Annotated in this window: 12 protein-coding genes; 6 read left to right on the top strand and 6 right to left on the bottom strand. The window is 37.4% G+C overall.

Annotated features, from left to right (window positions below; all coding sequences use genetic code 11):
• Positions 1-1,002 precede the first annotated feature (1,002 nt).
• Positions 1,003-2,028: an NAD-dependent formate dehydrogenase gene (locus D1839_RS01370; protein ID WP_120378103.1), complete on the bottom strand. Its 1,026-nt coding sequence runs from the start codon at positions 2,026-2,028 to the stop codon at positions 1,003-1,005.
• Between the two features lie 1,036 nt (positions 2,029-3,064).
• Here D1839_RS01370 and D1839_RS01365 point away from each other — a divergent pair.
• From D1839_RS01365 to D1839_RS01340, 6 genes are all read left to right on the top strand, one after another.
• Positions 3,065-3,286 (top strand): DUF2829 domain-containing protein, encoded by a 222-nt coding sequence (locus D1839_RS01365; RefSeq protein WP_120378102.1) that lies wholly within the window; start codon positions 3,065-3,067, stop codon positions 3,284-3,286.
• Positions 3,287-3,311: 25 nt separating this feature from the next.
• Positions 3,312-4,067 carry a 3-oxoacyl-ACP reductase gene (locus D1839_RS01360; RefSeq protein WP_120378101.1) on the top strand — a complete coding sequence of 252 codons (756 nt, stop codon included), beginning with the start codon at positions 3,312-3,314 and terminating at the stop codon, positions 4,065-4,067.
• Positions 4,068-4,196: 129 nt separating this feature from the next.
• The gene (locus tag D1839_RS01355; RefSeq protein ID WP_120378100.1) at positions 4,197-4,706 is read left to right on the top strand and encodes a QueT transporter family protein; all 510 of its coding nucleotides are present in this window, start codon (positions 4,197-4,199) and stop codon (positions 4,704-4,706) included.
• Positions 4,707-4,870: 164 nt separating this feature from the next.
• On the top strand, positions 4,871-5,464 hold the full coding sequence (locus D1839_RS01350) for a TetR/AcrR family transcriptional regulator (protein ID WP_120378099.1): 594 nt from the start codon (positions 4,871-4,873) through the stop codon (positions 5,462-5,464).
• Position 5,465: 1 nt separating this feature from the next.
• Positions 5,466-6,398 carry an ABC transporter ATP-binding protein gene (locus tag D1839_RS01345; RefSeq protein ID WP_120378098.1) on the top strand — a complete coding sequence of 311 codons (933 nt, stop codon included), beginning with the start codon at positions 5,466-5,468 and terminating at the stop codon, positions 6,396-6,398.
• Positions 6,391-7,170 (top strand): ABC transporter permease, encoded by a 780-nt coding sequence (locus D1839_RS01340; protein WP_120378097.1) that lies wholly within the window; start codon positions 6,391-6,393, stop codon positions 7,168-7,170. The genes D1839_RS01345 and D1839_RS01340 overlap by 8 nt, the downstream gene beginning before the upstream one ends.
• A 570-nt stretch (positions 7,171-7,740) precedes the next feature.
• Here D1839_RS01340 and D1839_RS01335 read toward each other — a convergent pair.
• From D1839_RS01335 to D1839_RS01315, 5 genes are all read right to left on the bottom strand, one after another.
• Entirely contained in the window at positions 7,741-8,145 is a 405-nt protein-coding gene (locus D1839_RS01335) for a hypothetical protein (RefSeq protein ID WP_120378096.1), read from the bottom strand.
• A gap of 542 nt (positions 8,146-8,687) precedes the next feature.
• Entirely contained in the window at positions 8,688-9,386 is a 699-nt protein-coding gene (locus D1839_RS01330) for a class C sortase (RefSeq protein ID WP_120378095.1), read from the bottom strand.
• Positions 9,383-10,216: a class C sortase gene (locus D1839_RS01325; protein WP_120378094.1), complete on the bottom strand. Its 834-nt coding sequence runs from the start codon at positions 10,214-10,216 to the stop codon at positions 9,383-9,385. The genes D1839_RS01330 and D1839_RS01325 overlap by 4 nt, the downstream gene beginning before the upstream one ends.
• 296 nt (positions 10,217-10,512) lie before the next feature.
• Complete coding sequence (locus D1839_RS01320) at positions 10,513-12,393, bottom strand: SpaA isopeptide-forming pilin-related protein (RefSeq protein WP_120378093.1); 1,881 nt, start codon at positions 12,391-12,393, stop codon at positions 10,513-10,515.
• Positions 12,394-12,502: 109 nt separating this feature from the next.
• Complete coding sequence (locus tag D1839_RS01315; RefSeq protein ID WP_120378092.1) at positions 12,503-15,211, bottom strand: MucBP domain-containing protein; 2,709 nt, start codon at positions 15,209-15,211, stop codon at positions 12,503-12,505.
• Between the last annotated feature and the right edge of the window lie 71 nt (positions 15,212-15,282).

Below are 15,282 nucleotides of genomic sequence, written 5' to 3'. Positions count from 1 at the left end.
ATCAAAGTTATTTTATTGATAAATATACATAAAAACACTCGAACTAGCAAATTCTTCTGTACAATTAAAATTTTCATGCTGTTATCATGCATAACAAGCAGGAAGAGGAAAACATAGATTATGTTAGCAATAGGACCGATAATTTCATCAATAAGTACTTGGTCCTCTAGCGTCATAACCACCTCACCTCAAAAGGCGAAATAAAAACAAAAGGTTCTAAAAAATGGATAGACGCGAAACAATGAGTTGATTGAACATGGAAATTTCTATAATTAAATGCTTTAATTAACTGGAGTTTCTTTCATAAAACAACTTAGGGTTGTAAAAGATGTGCGGAATTTCAACATGTCATAATGGTAGCAAATAAGTTAGCGCTGAAAGTTTTATGTAGTAAAAAACTGTCGGGTCAGAAGATGCCAAGCAAGTAAACACAGATGTTCATTAAAAGCAGAAAAAGCATTGGTAAATGCTAGCCCAGGTAACCGTCGCTATTATCTACCAAAATAAAGTAGCGGGAAATGCCATCGCAAAAGTTAATAGAAGTGTGCATCTCCACCCAGGATTTGGTATCTCTAAAATCTGCCCATTGGTCGATGTGTACCCCCACAGTGGACTTTCACCACCAAGATAGTTGCATGCCTGGCACATAGAACAAAGACGCGGAGAGCCCGTTTATCAATGTAGCGAATGGAACGAATCAACTAAAGTTTTAGGAATCATGCTACTAAAACAGGAGTATGCCGACGTCTGAGTGGCAAGCCCGTTTTTAGTCGGCCTTCCTCTTAACCACGAACCGATGATGACTTATCGTAGGGCAATGGAGTGAAGTCGCCTAGTTGCTGGGCGCTTAAGCCGGACGTGGCTAAATAACTTAGTAAGTTTATCCATAGTTGTAAAATTTGTAATTTACCAGACCACAAAAAAAGCAATTCGCACATCTACTATGCACGAATTGCTCGCTCTGCACGTTCCCTAAACGAGTCATTATCTAAACGGCTATTCTTAGTTTTGCGTTTGATAACTCGAATTTGCAACCTTATGATCTTGGACAATTAAATAGGATTCTTCAATAGGTTTATTTTTCATAAAGCTGGTCAAGATGTTATGGACACCTTGTTGAATTCTTTCCTGCGCTTCAACCGTCATCCCAGAGTAATGGACGGTAAGACCTGTTTGCTTAAGGGAGCGCCATGGGTGGTCTTTTGGCGCTGGCTGAGGATACCAAACATCACCACCATAGCGAATCTTGCCACTCTTAACTGCTTCAGCAATTGCTTCTTTTTCAACAATTCCGCCTCGAGCGCAATTAACAAGTACTATACCATCCTTCATTTTATTTATTACGTTTTTATCAAATTTATTTTTCGTATCCTTTGTTAATGGCGACTGAATTATAATAACATCAGATGTCTGAACCAATGTATCAAAGTCTACATAGCGAATTCCCATTTTTTCTTCTAGTTCTTTTTTACGGTAAGGGTCATGGTATTGTAAATGTACTTCAAATGGTTGCAACCGTTCTGCTGTTAATTGACCTATACGACCAAATCCAAAGATTCCAATCGTCTTACCAATTATATCATGAGCCGTTGCACCTACTTTCGGTAAGTCCCATTCACCTGCCTCAGCTTGTCTATGACCTTCTTCATAATTCCTTAGTAATAATAAGGCTTCCATAACATTTTGTTCCGCTACACTAACGTTGTTGCTTCCTGGTATTTCTGCAACAGTGATCCCCTTATCAATTGCTGCATCAAGATCAACATGGTCTGACCCAATTCCAGCCGTAATTGCCAACTTTAAGTTCTTTGCTTTTTCAGCCCTTTCTTTAGTAATATACGCTGGTAAAAATGGAGAAGAAATGACCACATCAACGTCTTCTATAAAGCGATCCACGTCCTTATCACTCGTAATCATTGTTAGTTCATGATCTGTGTTCTTTAAGAATTCTTTCAGCCCTAATGATTCTTCCTGAGATAATAATTGTGTATCGCTTGTAGTTTCTGGAAAAAGTGCTAGGATCTTCATGTTTTCAGCCCCCTTTGTTAATTGTTGTAAGTAAGATTCTTAACGACTTATAGAACGATTCCCTCATCTTTGGCAATATTAAACATAGTTAAATATTTCTATTGTTAAAGAGCTGTAAATTAGGTGATACGGCTTTTACTTCCTACGGTACTCATATTAATAAAAAAATTAACGTCATTTTTTAATAGAACAAAGGGGCATGCGCCCGTATAGCAACGTAGGGAATGGAACAAATCAACTAAAAATAAAGGAATCATGCCACTAAAAACAGGGGTATGCCGACGTCTGGGCGACAAGCCCGTTGTTAGTCGGCCTTCCTCTTAGCGACGAACCGATAAGGCCTTATCGGAGGGCGTTTCGTGAAGCCGCATCGTTGCTGGGCTCATGCACCAAACGTGGCTATTCGGTTATTTCGTTATCCCCAAGCACCTCATTTGATACTTTTTTATCTTTCTAAACCCTATTCATAAAATTGAATGGAGTCTTATGTTAAGTAGGAAGCACTAAGCAAAGGGATTATTTTCATAGGTTATAGTAAAGCGCTGACCTTTATTTCGTTGTCTCCCTCATTCATTTTTTTCAAACCTCCAATTATCAACCTTCTACCTAATTAAAACCGAGATGACATTACTTCTATGAAGGATTTTTTTTATATTTCCTTCCCTCTTAAAATGATAGTCTACAGACTAACTCGGGGATAGAGTTACTAAACTATTGTGATTAGTTGCTTGCTTCATGCTACGTACCAACATATACTAAATTTATAGCTACTATTTTGCAATAGGACATAAAATAAGTTATTATTCGTCTAATGTCTTTTTATACCAACTGTTGATTAATGCCGCAGACGAACTAAAAAGCCTAAGCATTAAATCCCACTGGCGTACTTCTTACATTCTTATCTTTCGCGGTCGGAATATGCACGGAATATGCAATGCAGCAAGTGCTTATTATTCCTGTACTACTAGAAGAAAGGCGCATGCGCCCGTATAGTACTTACTTATCTTATAAAAATATCGAACAAAGGATGATACACATGACGTTTGAACAAATATTACCTGAATTAAAAGCTGGGAAAAAGGTCATTCGAAATGGGTGGAGTGGCGCTGAATTATATGTGAAACTTGTTGGTGAGGGTCAACATGATGGTGAAAAACTCAATCCGTACTTTTTAATTAATGTATCTGGTGAAGGATACACGGTGTTTTCGCCTACTGTATGCGACATTCTTGCTGATGACTGGAAAATCATAGAATAACAAGCACTTCGAGGGAGATTTTTAAATGAAATGGGAAGAATTTGCAGGGCAAACTGTTTTTATTACTGGTGGTGCTTCAGGTATTGGAAAAGCACAAGCTATTGCTTTTTTAAAAAACGGGGCCAATGTGTTTGTGTTAGATAAAGTGGAAGGGAAACTAAAGGAAACACTTGTGCAATATGAGACTCAATTCGCCTACTCTGTTGGAAGTGTTACTAATAAGGATTCCGTGCAGCAAGCTGTAAAACATGCCTTAAATAAATTTAAACGAATTGATATTTTACTGAATACAGCAGGAATACTGGACGGTTATGCAAAAACAATAGAAACAGAGGAAAAGTTATGGGATAAGGTTATGAACACAAATATAAAAGGAACCTATTTTGTAACTAACACCGTGCTTCCTCATATGCTTCAACAAAAAAGAGGCGCTATTATCAATATGGCATCCATTGCCGGTTTTGTTGCTGGAGGTGGCGGCGCTGCATATACTGCTTCCAAGCATGCCATTATTGGTTATACAAAGCAACTTGATTATGATTATTGCCGAAATGGAATACGAGCTAATGCTATTGCGCCAGGTGCGATAAAAACACCAATGAACAAAGCTGATTTTGCTGGAGATGGGGAAATAGCAAAATGGGTAGCAGAGGAGACACCAGCTGGTAGATGGGCAGAACCGTCGGAAGTGGCTGATTTAACACTGTTTTTAGGAAGTGAAGCTGCTAACTATATTCATGGCGTTGTTATTCCTATTGATGGAGGTTGGATAAATAAATAAATAAATTCTAGCATTGCGAAAGTCGTTTTCTTTTAAATATAATAGTTTAAAGTTGCACTGCGACACTTCCTTCTTTGGTCGCAGTTATTACTAAAATAGCTATAAGCTATTTTACAAAGGAGAATACAAATGAATAAATCAGCTTCACAGATATCTTCAGCTTCGATGATCTCCGAGTTAACTAAAATTGCCATTATTAGTGCTCTCTATGTGATCGTCACCATTTCGATCGCTCCGATTAGTTTCGGTGCTATGCAGTTTCGTTTGTCTGAAATGTTTAATTTTCTAGCATTGTATCACAAGCGTTATGTTATTGCAGTAACGTTTGGAGTTATCATTGCTAATTTCATGTCACCAACGTGGTTTTTAGATGTCCCCATAGGTAGCATTTCTACTTTTCTTGTGTTGATTTTCTGTAGATATATAACAAAATCGATCAACCATGATATTTTTAAAATAGGTATAACTGCTATAATTTTCGCTGTTTCCATGTTTACAGTTGCAGCACAACTAACTATTCTATTCGATCTTCCCTTCTTTTACACATGGCTCACTGTTGGTATTGGTGAATTATTGTCTATGGCAGTTGGAGGAATAGTGATATATTGGCTGGCGAAGAGAATTGATTTTACAAAATAATTTAGATTAAAATATCAAAGACATTTAACATATAAGCAAGCCTCGAATAAAAGATAAGAGGCTTGCTTTTGTTATTAACCAGTTTTTGTTGACCTCATATCATGACGATGCTATTATATGACTAAATAAACATTTTTAGTCACACAGTATACAAGGAGGCCCAAATGGCTACTGCATTTACGGATAGCGAAAAGGAATTGATCAGAAATAAGCTGCAAGAAGCAGCAAAAGAATGCCTTGGGAAATATGGGGTTAAGAAAACCACCGTCGATCAACTTGTCCAAATGGTAGGGATATCAAAGGGAGCATTCTATAACTTTTACGAAAAAAAGGAAATATTATTTTTTCATGTCTTAGAAGATTATCAAAAATCGTTAGTAAGCGAATTAACACAAGAGCTTGAAAAGGAAGCTAATATAGGAATCGCAACATTTTCCGATATGATTTTTGGACTATATCAACATGTAAGGCAATCGTTTCTTATGAACATCATTCAACAGCAAGAATTAGAATACTTGATGAGAAAATTACCCAAAGAACTGTTGAGGAACCACCATTCTTTAGATGATATGTTTATGGATAAAGTTTTATCTTATATACCCGTGAAAGAAGATGTAACTATAAGTGTTATCGCAGCTTCATTAAGAGCTATTTTCATGAGCATGATGTACATCGATAAAATTGGTGATAAGGAATTTGATGAGGCCTTAAAACTTTTAATTAACGGGCTTGCCCTGCAGATAATCGAGGAGGACTGAAATGAGCGATGTGATTTATACAACCAATTTGACAAAAGCATATGGGAAAACACTTGTAGTGAACAATATTAATTTGTCTATTGCAAAAGGAGAAATATATGGTTTTTTAGGTCTAAATGGTGCAGGTAAAACGACAACCATACGGATGTTACTAGGCATGACTACTCCTACTTCAGGGGAATGTTATCTTAACGGAAAAAGGGTTAATCCTAATAATCTCGACATTTGGTGTGATGTCGGTTATATCGTAGAAACACCCTATTCCTATCCAGAACTAACCGTAAAGGAAAATCTTGAAATTGTACGTAAGCTAAGAGGAATTGCTGATAGAAATTGTGTAAGTTGGATTATTAAGAAATTAAACTTGGAAGCCTACACTACAAAGAAAACAAAGCATTTATCTATGGGAAACATCCAAAGGCTTGGTATTGCTAAAGCGATGATTCACAAACCAAAAATTCTAATTTTGGATGAACCGACAAATGGATTGGATCCAGCAGGCATCGTTGAAGTCCGCGACTTGCTTACTCACTTAGCAAAGAATGAAGGTGTAACCATCCTTGTCTCTAGTCATAAACTCGATGAAATTTCTAAACTGGCTACCAACATTGTCATTATCCATAAAGGGAATTTAATAAAGAAAATTAATGGAGAGCAATTAGAAAGCCAATTGCAAAAGTCCTTACTGGTAGACGGGAAAGATCGAGCTGCTATCCAAGAGATTCTTTCTCAAGCTGGTTACAAGGTTATGAATCAGAAAACACCTGCTGTTTTACAAATTAATCAAAAAAATGCGGTACAGAATCCGGGAAAGATCGCAACTTTACTTGTCCAAGCGAACCATCCCCCAACATTATTAAAAGTTGAAAAAGAAGATTTGGAAATGTATTTTTTAAGAACTATTCAAGGAACCGGAGGGGATCAAAGTGAATAAGTTTGCCACAAGCGCTTCTGTTGAGTATAAAAAGTTTTTCCATTCAAAAATCCCTTTGATAACGCTGATTGTATGTATGCTGGTACCTTTTATTGGCGGATTCTTTATGTTTGTTTTAAAAAATCCTGACTTTGCAGAACACTTAGGCCTCATATCAAATAAAGCCCAACTTATTGGAACTGCAGATTGGCCCTCTTATCTTAGCTTACTTGCACAAGCTATTTCTATAGGCGGCTTAATTGTTTTTGGATTTATTATGAGTTGGATTTTTGGCAGAGAATATTCCGATCGAACGATCAAAGATTTATTAGCTCTGCCTATATCTCGACATATGGTCGTATTATCTAAATTTGTGGTCGCTGTCTGCTGGTGCTTTATTCTTTCCATAGTTGTATTAGCGCTTGGATTACTCGTTGGAATTATGGTAAATATCCCAGGCTGGTCACAGGATACTTTTGTTCAAGATATAACAATTTATGGCGCTTGTTCTACATTGACCATTCTTGTTTCTACTCCCGTTGCTCTCATTGCAAGTATTGGACGTGGATATTTACCACCACTTGGATTTATGATCTTTACGCTCGTTTTAGCACAAATAGTAGCAGTATCAGGATACGGTCAGTTTTTCCCTTGGGCGATTCCAGCACTTTTAAGTGGTGGTGAAAAAGGTTTGAACATAGAAGAAATAAGTTTAGTAATTTTACTTCTTACAAGTTCGATTGGATTAATTAGTACGATGCTTTGGTGGAAGATAGCAGATCCATTCCATTAAACATATACGAGTGTAAAAGAACATACTAAAAACCTTTAAAAAGCAATTGTATGATTGGGATTAAAGCAAAAGCGCCCCATTAAAGCTAGAAGGAGAGAACATAGGCGCAGGACGCCCGTTTAGCAACGTAGCGACTGGAACGAAGCAACTAAAGTTTTAGGAATCATGCTCCTGCAACAGGAGTATGCCGACGTCGGGCGGCAAGCCTGTTTTTAGTCGGCCTTCCCCTTAACCACGAACCAATGATGACTTATCGTAGGGCGATTTGTGAAGTCGCCTCGTTGCTGGGATCATGCGCCGGACATGACTTATTTAGTTCATTTCGTTATCCCAAAGCGACAAAATTTATGCTTTCTTATCTTTTAAACATAGCCAAAAAGGTAACAAGATAGCATTTTGCCTCTCTCCTTTTAGCTAACTACAGGAAATACCTTTGAAGTAATAACCTAAGTTCTAATTGGCTTAACTGAATAGGTTCAACGGTCAGTTAATAAGTCTATACTTTCTAACGTGTGTACACGCTTATGAATGAAATAAATGAGTGATCGTAACTATCTAATTTCAATGACTTTAAGGGATAAAATCGCTCTTTGAGACGTCTTGCATTGCTTCAAGTAACTCTCTCTTCCCTCCAAAAGCCTTCATCGCCACACCAATGAGCTGAATAAAATCCCCCGTTACTACGATTTTTTGCCCCTCTACAAACAATTCTTGATCTGGAAAGCTAACTTGCTGGGATACCCCAATACTTTGGAGGAATTGACCAACTGTTTGAACCAGAGTTCCCATAAGAATATCATGTTCTCCATTTACATCTTCTTCATCTAAAGATAGCAATTTTGAAGTGAGAACCGTCTCTGCTATAAGAGCAAATGTTTGCAACCATACTGCTGTCTCTATTTGTTTTTCAATGGTTTTTTTTAACTCTTCTTTTTTGCCACCAGCATTTTTACTTTCCTTATTAATGCTTGCCATTTACTTCAACTCCTCCAATCCACTCCTCCTTATGATAGCTTATTCAATTATTGATTCAGCTCTCCTATAAAACGAAATACATTATTTTTATAATATGTTAGATAGCTTGGCTAGTTGTATCCCTATTCATTTTCGCTCCGCAGTATCAGCATTTCCTATTCAAATTAACTTAAGAAGAAGCAAATATAACTAGAGTTAATAAAATTTAAAATCATCCCCTTACGGCAGATTAAATTAAGCGGAAGATAAAAATCAATACGTATTGGTAAGAACAAAGGTGTAGGGCGCCCGTTTAGCAACGTAGCAACTGGAAAAGTTTTAGGAACCATGCTCCTGCAACAGGAGTATGCGGACGCATGATCGGCAAGCCCGCTCTTAGTCGACCTTCCTCTTAACCACGAACCAATGATGACTTATCGGAAGGCGATACGTGGAGTTGCCTAGTTGCTGGGCGCTTGCGCCGGGCGTAGCTATTCCGTTAAGCCCGTATCCCTAAAACAGCAATTTTCATGCTTTCTTATTTTCTAAAAAACAGGCTATCTCTAGCGGTTTTTCTTGTCTTCTACTCTTTCTGCCTGTATCAACAACCGTTCTCGATCAGTCGGATACGGATGACACGTAAATAAAGTTGCCAAATCGCGATTTTCTTGAATTTCCAATGGTTCTGTTTCATCAGGGGCGACTACCTTTTGATTATACACTTGATAGGTTAAAGTTCCACTTATCGTATGAATATAAAAAACGTCTCCATCCCTTAATTCATCCACATTTCGAAACATCGCTTTTGTTCCCATTCCTCTATGTCCTGCTAGTACGGTGTGATTGCTCTTTCCACCTACTGGCAACGAAGACCCCTCAATTTGTCCAATCCCTTTCTCTAGCGTTTCCTCCGTAGCTCCTAAAAAAATGGGAATCATTTCTCCCAGTTTAGGTATTTCGATCGCGGCAAACACTTCATCGTCGTCAATTCCGAGACAATTTTTAAATTTATTCAACTTTTCTTTATTGTCTTCAAACGGATCACGGAATCCAGAGCTATCATAGAAGATTTCTTTGTTACATGCAGAAGCCTTTTTCATTAGAGCATCAATCTCTTCGTCTGATCTTTCCTCTAAATCTGTTTGGAATTGACCTACTTGTTGTTTTTGTAAAAAGCTGTTAACCAGTTTAGCTGCATGTGGGTATACAAGAATAATGAGTCCGACCACAAATAATAATATAATTACCTTTTTCCCTTTCATGATCTTTCCACCTTATTCTTTCGTTTTCTCCGGCTCCACAACCAGAATAAAATGAGGATGAATACTATGCCTGCCCCTACCAGATACCAATAATTAAAAGTATCTACTTCTTCTGTTGCAGATTTCATCGATTCATCATACGGAACACGCTTCCCTTTCACAAGCATGCGGTGGGTATTCAACATATATGGCTCGCATGTTAACAACGTCATATACTCTTCATTATCATCTGTTTGAAGCCACTGTGTTTCATGCGGCAAAACGACTTCTACATCATAAACTTCATAAGCATATGATTCATCAAGGACATTGACAAAAAACTGGTCTCCTTTGCCAAGTTCATCTAGATTACGGAACAACTCGGCACTTGGCAATCCTCTATGAGCGGTTAACACACTATGCGTTCCTGGCTTACCAGTGGGCAAGGATGAATTCTCTAAATGCCCAACACCACGGGATAACACATCTTCTCCTGTACCATGATAAATAGGTAAGTTGGAACCTATTTTTGGAATCTCAATACTGCCAATTGCCGGGGCAATATTAAGGGCATCATAATAACTTTTGTTGCCAGCGGCTTTATTACCTTTCGATCCTTCTTCCGAAAAAGGATCGACGAAATCAACTTCGGAATTTTCCAACTTTTTATTATGATTGTCCGCTTTCTTTTTTTCTTGTTCAACCTCTTTTTTGTCCATTTTTTCAACTGTTTCAGCATATTCTTTGACTACAGATTGATGTACTTGGGTCGATAAAATATTACTTATCATAGGATAGGAAAAGACACCCAATCCAATCAAAAATATGATAATTATTATTGCACGTCTCATCATTTTCCCTTCCTATCGTAAATATATTTTATGGTTATAAATCTAAGTGGCAGGCATGAGTATTTAAACAAACAGGTAAGTTTGTTAAGGTTCACCATATTTATAGTAGGTTCAAGACATTTAAACCCTGAGGAGTAACATTAGAGGATAGGAAGCTCTTTTTTTATTGATACGAATTCGTATGATGTTAGTTAAGATCCTCTAAAATGTAGCTATTCATAGCTACAAACCAAGTATTATACATGGAAAATAGGAGAAAGAACGTAGCTCCCTCCTATCTCCCTTACTTAAGCTATTTATGCGATTGCTTGTTGTTTTTTGCGACGGAAATACAGCACAAGTGCTATTCCCATCAAGGTTAAGCCAACCAATGTAAATATGATGGTTCCAAGTCCACCAGTAGATGGAAGCTCCCAAAGTGATTTTGAGTTTTCTACCTGATAACTCAAATCTTTGTTGTTTTCTACCTTTACTTCTACAGGCTTGGATAGTAAGCGATATGGTTTTTCCTCGCCATTTTCTGTGTAAGTTGGTGCTTTTGTTTCGTGTAATTGATAAGTTCCTGGTGTTAGACCAGTAATAGAAAATGTACCATCTTCTCTAGTTGTTAAGTTTTCTAATTTACCATTGAATGCTTTGCCGTTTACTGCAATGACTGTCCCAGCATTAGACGTATCGATGACATTACCATCCATATCTGTTAATTTAAACTCTGCACCTTTTAGTTTTACATTGTTATCAGAAGCATCCACTTTAATTATCTCTAATCCACCTTCTGTAGGTACCACTACAGGTGGTTCCTCTGGAGTTATCGGGTCTTCTGGCTTAGGCTCAGGATGATTTGGATCTTTTGGATTGTTTCCTGGATTATCTGGATCTTCTGGTTCATATGGTTCATAAGGATCTGGATTGTTTGGATCAATTGGTTTCGTGTACGAACCTTTATTGTTGTTAAAATGTAGATCAGCAGTGTTTTCAATACCAGTTTCTCCAGCTTCTAACTCGGCATCTGGCTTAATTTTGGCAGTAAATGTAATGGTCACATTTTTACCTGGCTTGAGCTTGCTTAAGTCTTTGACTTCCCAAATAAGTTTCTGTCCCTCTTTCGTAAAGGTAATATTGGATTTATCTGTTCCAGATACATTCCAACCATCTGCAACACTACCATTCGTAAAAAATTCTAGGCGGTTATCTAATGTATCCGTAACACCTAGTGCTTTATACTTATGAATGTCTTTTGGTGTATTTATCGTAATATTATATTTATATTCTTTATTACGGTCCATATCTACCTTTTTTTCGCCCTCTACATCTTTATCCACTACTGGCTTTTTGTAGTTCGTTACTTCACCTTTGTCATTAGCAATTCCAGCTACTGGTGTCCATTCTACTACAACATCTTGTAATTTCTCTCCAGACTTTTTAACTTCAAATTGAATTTTAGTTGTATTTAATGCATATCCTTTTGGGGCAGTTGTTTCTTGGAAATAATACTTTCCCTGCTCTAACCCCTCAATAGCCAGTTTTCCTTCAGCATTTGTAGTTAACTCACTAATAATATTTCCATTTTTGTCCTTCACTCTGCTGCCATCTTCATGGTAGAGGGTAAATCCTACACCTTCTAGTGGGTTACCATCTTCACCCTTCTTTATTAACGTTACTTTACCAGACCGAACGGTTTCGTTCTTTGGATACACGTGAACATCGTAGTTTAATGTAGTACGATCTTTACCAGTCATTGGAACATCCACATAAAACGGATCGGGATTTAAAATAACATCTGCTGGTCCGTCTGTTTCTGTCACTTCATAACGACCTAATTCCAATCCATCTCCTTTTGTAAAGACTACTGTCCCATTAGAAGCCGTTGTCTTTTTTAGCGTTTTTCCATCAGCTACTTCCGTCCATTTATCATTCTCTGGATTATATTGATGCGTTTGCTTTAACGTAAATGTCACACCATCTACTGGTGTTCCATCTGCTTTTTGCCCAGGCAAACCGGTTCCTTCTTCACCAGGTGCTGTTCCTGGTTCTTGTTCGAATTTATGAATCGTTAATGACGGATTGCTCTCATCCCCTTTAACCTCTTTGGCAAATGCTGCCTGTGGAAGTAACAAGGATAGGATTAAAGTAAAAATTAATGCAAGGTGCAATGTCTTTTTCTTTGTTACGTTCATCTATTCTTCTCCTCTCTTTAATTACACATTAATTCTAGTAATTTTATCATTTTAATAAGGATTAGCGCTTAGATTTATCACCACCTTAAAGCAAAGTAATAGATAGGGATTATTCTTTTGGTGACGGAGCCGCCTTCTTTTTTCGCAATAAAAGGAGGAAAGCTACTAGCATGAATACTGCTCCGAACCCGTAAAATAAAAGCGTACCTAACCCACCAGTATCAGGTAAAAGCCAGCCATTTTTGCTATTTTCCACTTCTAGCTCTTCATAGAGATTTTCTCCAGTTATTTCTACATTTAGCGGCTTATTTAATAAACGGTAACCTTCTGGAGCCTTTGTTTCTACAAGTTCATACTTACCCCACGGTAAATTCTTAAATGTAGCTAGTCCATCTTCGTTAGTTGTCTGAGATTCGACCTCTTGTCCTTTACTACCTTTTAATTTAAATGTTGCCCCCTGCAATGCTTTACCATGTTTATCCACTTTCTGAATCGTTATGGTACCAAGCTTTTGCTTATATATATAACGGACAATTTGCGCTTCTTTTTGGAACTTTCCAGTTGCAGGAGCACCTTCCTCATCTACTTTAACAAAGGTATATCCTGGAATATTCTTTTGCTTCGTTGTATACGTATCTCCAATTTCACCGCTAAAAACCTCACTTGCGGCTATTTTATTGCCTTTTTCATCAACATATTCTGCTGTCACGTCACCAGCAATCAGATCTGTCGCTTTAACATAGCCGAACCAAACTGTTTCTAATGGCTTATCTGGTTGTAAATCGATACGTTCGGAATGATTGCCTACATGTAATGTGTAATCAGCAATATCCTTCGCCGTTACTTGGTATGTTTCATTAAATTTTAATTCTTCTTGCCCATCTTCTTTATGAACTTCTTCATAAAATTGCTCCGCTTCTGATGGGTCAGAAACGACATTTCCGTCCTTATTAACTGGCTGCCCATCAACATTTACACGATAGCCTTTTTTGATAATCTTTCCTTTGACGATTCCTGCTTTTGGAATAGGGAATGGCTTTGTTTGTGGGTTTCCATTTGGTTCCGTATAGTTTAACGGTGTATCTCCATTAGTTGGATACACCTCATTCCCTTTCGGATTTTCATCCCAATCAATAGTCACTTTATACTTTAACGTGTAAATTTCATTCTCTTTAATATCACCAATATCCCACGTGAACGTTTCGTTGGCGCCATCCCATTTTACCTCTCCATGGCTTGCAGCAAAATTTTGTCCACGATAACTGCCGTCTTTTACTAAGTTAAACATTTTTCCCATAGGGTCCGTTACAACAGCGCCATTTGCAGCATAACTTGACAAGCCTTTTGCAACTTCTGCAAAAATTTGACTTAGATCATCTTCACCGCCTTCATAATATCCTTTATTTTGGCTATTATGAAGCACATACCTTGCATCTCTGTTTCGTCCAACTTCAAGACCGATAGAATAAATATCCAAACCGGAATTTATAATATGGGCTGCTTCAGAGATAGTTGCAATTCCGTTGGTTTCTACTCTATACCAACCTAACCTATAGCGCTCTAGCCAACCTAATCCATATGAATTTCCTCTTCCTATTCGGGAATTATAATCAAAATCAGACAAAATAAAATTATATTTATTATTAGGCCAAGCGTAGGCTTCTGCATTTCTAGCTATAAAGCTAAAAGTCGGCTCTCCATCACTTAATAGAACAATAGTTTTCCTATCTGCATTACTATGAGTATCTAGTAGGTTCTGCGCCTGATGAAGCCCTGCTTGAATATTCGTTCCTCCGTCATTTCCTCCAGTAACTCTAATTGCATTAATTGCATTTTTTAATCTTGTTTTACTGTTATAGCCTATAAAACCCGTAGATGGATCGGCTTTACTGCCAAAAGGAACTAATGCAATTCTAGTTGTTAAATTTTCTACTAATAATTGATCCACAAACTGATTAGCAGCAAGCTTTGCTTTCTTAAGTCTGTTTGAGACCATGCTATTGGAGCGATCAAATACAAGAACGATATCTGAGCTACGCTTTAAATCTTTCCCTTCCACAGTCAATTCAACTTCCCACTCTGCATATTCATCCGTCGCCGTAGCTTCTTTATTTAACTTCAAAGAACCAGGTTCTGGCCAAGTGGATTGAATCGGAGGTTTGATGTTTTTCTTCTCCTGAGAAAGGGTTTCAGACGTAATCTCTTGTTGGTGTTTCTGTACTTGCGATGTGTTTTTTTCGGTATGTTTTGTCTCTTTTCCCTGGTTTTGGGTATTATTCTCTTTGGTAGTAATGTCCGTTACTGCTTCCTTGCTTACTTTTTCATCTACAGGTACTTGTTTTTTCTCTTCGGGCTGTTTTACTTTATCTGCGTCCAGATTAACTTGAAAAATAAGCTCTTCTTTAATTGCTTTTTTCTGATCAACTAGCCCAACCCCGACCAATTTATTTTCTAGTTGCTTTAGATTTGTTAACACAAAAGCTGTGTGCCATTTTTTAAAATCAGCACTTCTGGTTAGATGTATTTCATGCTGTTTGGAATCATATTTTGCTGTAATTCCTGTTTGTTGTAACTTTTCCGTTTGTTTTTCGTCATAAGAAGTATCAGCAGGAAGTTTAATTTTAATCATTTCCAATGCAGCACTAGCATTCAATTGAATAATTGCTTTACTTGAACTAGCTTTCTCAACAATTTGCATATCCAACATAAGTTGTTTCCGCTGATCTGTTTTGGCAAGAGATATAACTGGATGAATTACTTGAAAACAAACGAATATGGCAAGCATAAAAAACAAAATATCTTTCGATTTTCTCCTCATTAGTTGCCCCCCCTTCTTAAAAAGCTGCTTTTATAATAGATGTTGAATCTTAACAACTATTAAACAACCTT

Source organism: Roseburia sp. 1XD42-34 (assembly GCF_009917385.1).
Taxonomy (GTDB): Bacteria; Bacillota; Bacilli; order Bacillales; family Amphibacillaceae; genus Virgibacillus.
Note: the sequence above shows the minus strand (reverse complement) of the source record. Positions and strands in the feature narration are given on the sequence as shown.

Coding starts and splice junctions, on each gene's coding strand:
- D1839_RS01315 (WP_120378092.1), bottom strand. CDS start 15,211: ATGAGGAGAAAATCGAAAGATATTTTGTTTTTTATGCTTGCCATATTC.
- D1839_RS01335 (WP_120378096.1), bottom strand. CDS start 8,145: ATGGCAAGCATTAATAAGGAAAGTAAAAATGCTGGTGGCAAAAAAGAA.
- D1839_RS01370 (WP_120378103.1), bottom strand. CDS start 2,028: ATGAAGATCCTAGCACTTTTTCCAGAAACTACAAGCGATACACAATTA.
- D1839_RS01350 (WP_120378099.1), top strand. CDS start 4,871: ATGGCTACTGCATTTACGGATAGCGAAAAGGAATTGATCAGAAATAAG.
- D1839_RS01360 (WP_120378101.1), top strand. CDS start 3,312: ATGAAATGGGAAGAATTTGCAGGGCAAACTGTTTTTATTACTGGTGGT.
- D1839_RS01330 (WP_120378095.1), bottom strand. CDS start 9,386: ATGAAAGGGAAAAAGGTAATTATATTATTATTTGTGGTCGGACTCATT.
- D1839_RS01355 (WP_120378100.1), top strand. CDS start 4,197: ATGAATAAATCAGCTTCACAGATATCTTCAGCTTCGATGATCTCCGAG.
- D1839_RS01320 (WP_120378093.1), bottom strand. CDS start 12,393: ATGAACGTAACAAAGAAAAAGACATTGCACCTTGCATTAATTTTTACT.
- D1839_RS01365 (WP_120378102.1), top strand. CDS start 3,065: ATGACGTTTGAACAAATATTACCTGAATTAAAAGCTGGGAAAAAGGTC.
- D1839_RS01345 (WP_120378098.1), top strand. CDS start 5,466: ATGAGCGATGTGATTTATACAACCAATTTGACAAAAGCATATGGGAAA.
- D1839_RS01325 (WP_120378094.1), bottom strand. CDS start 10,216: ATGAGACGTGCAATAATAATTATCATATTTTTGATTGGATTGGGTGTC.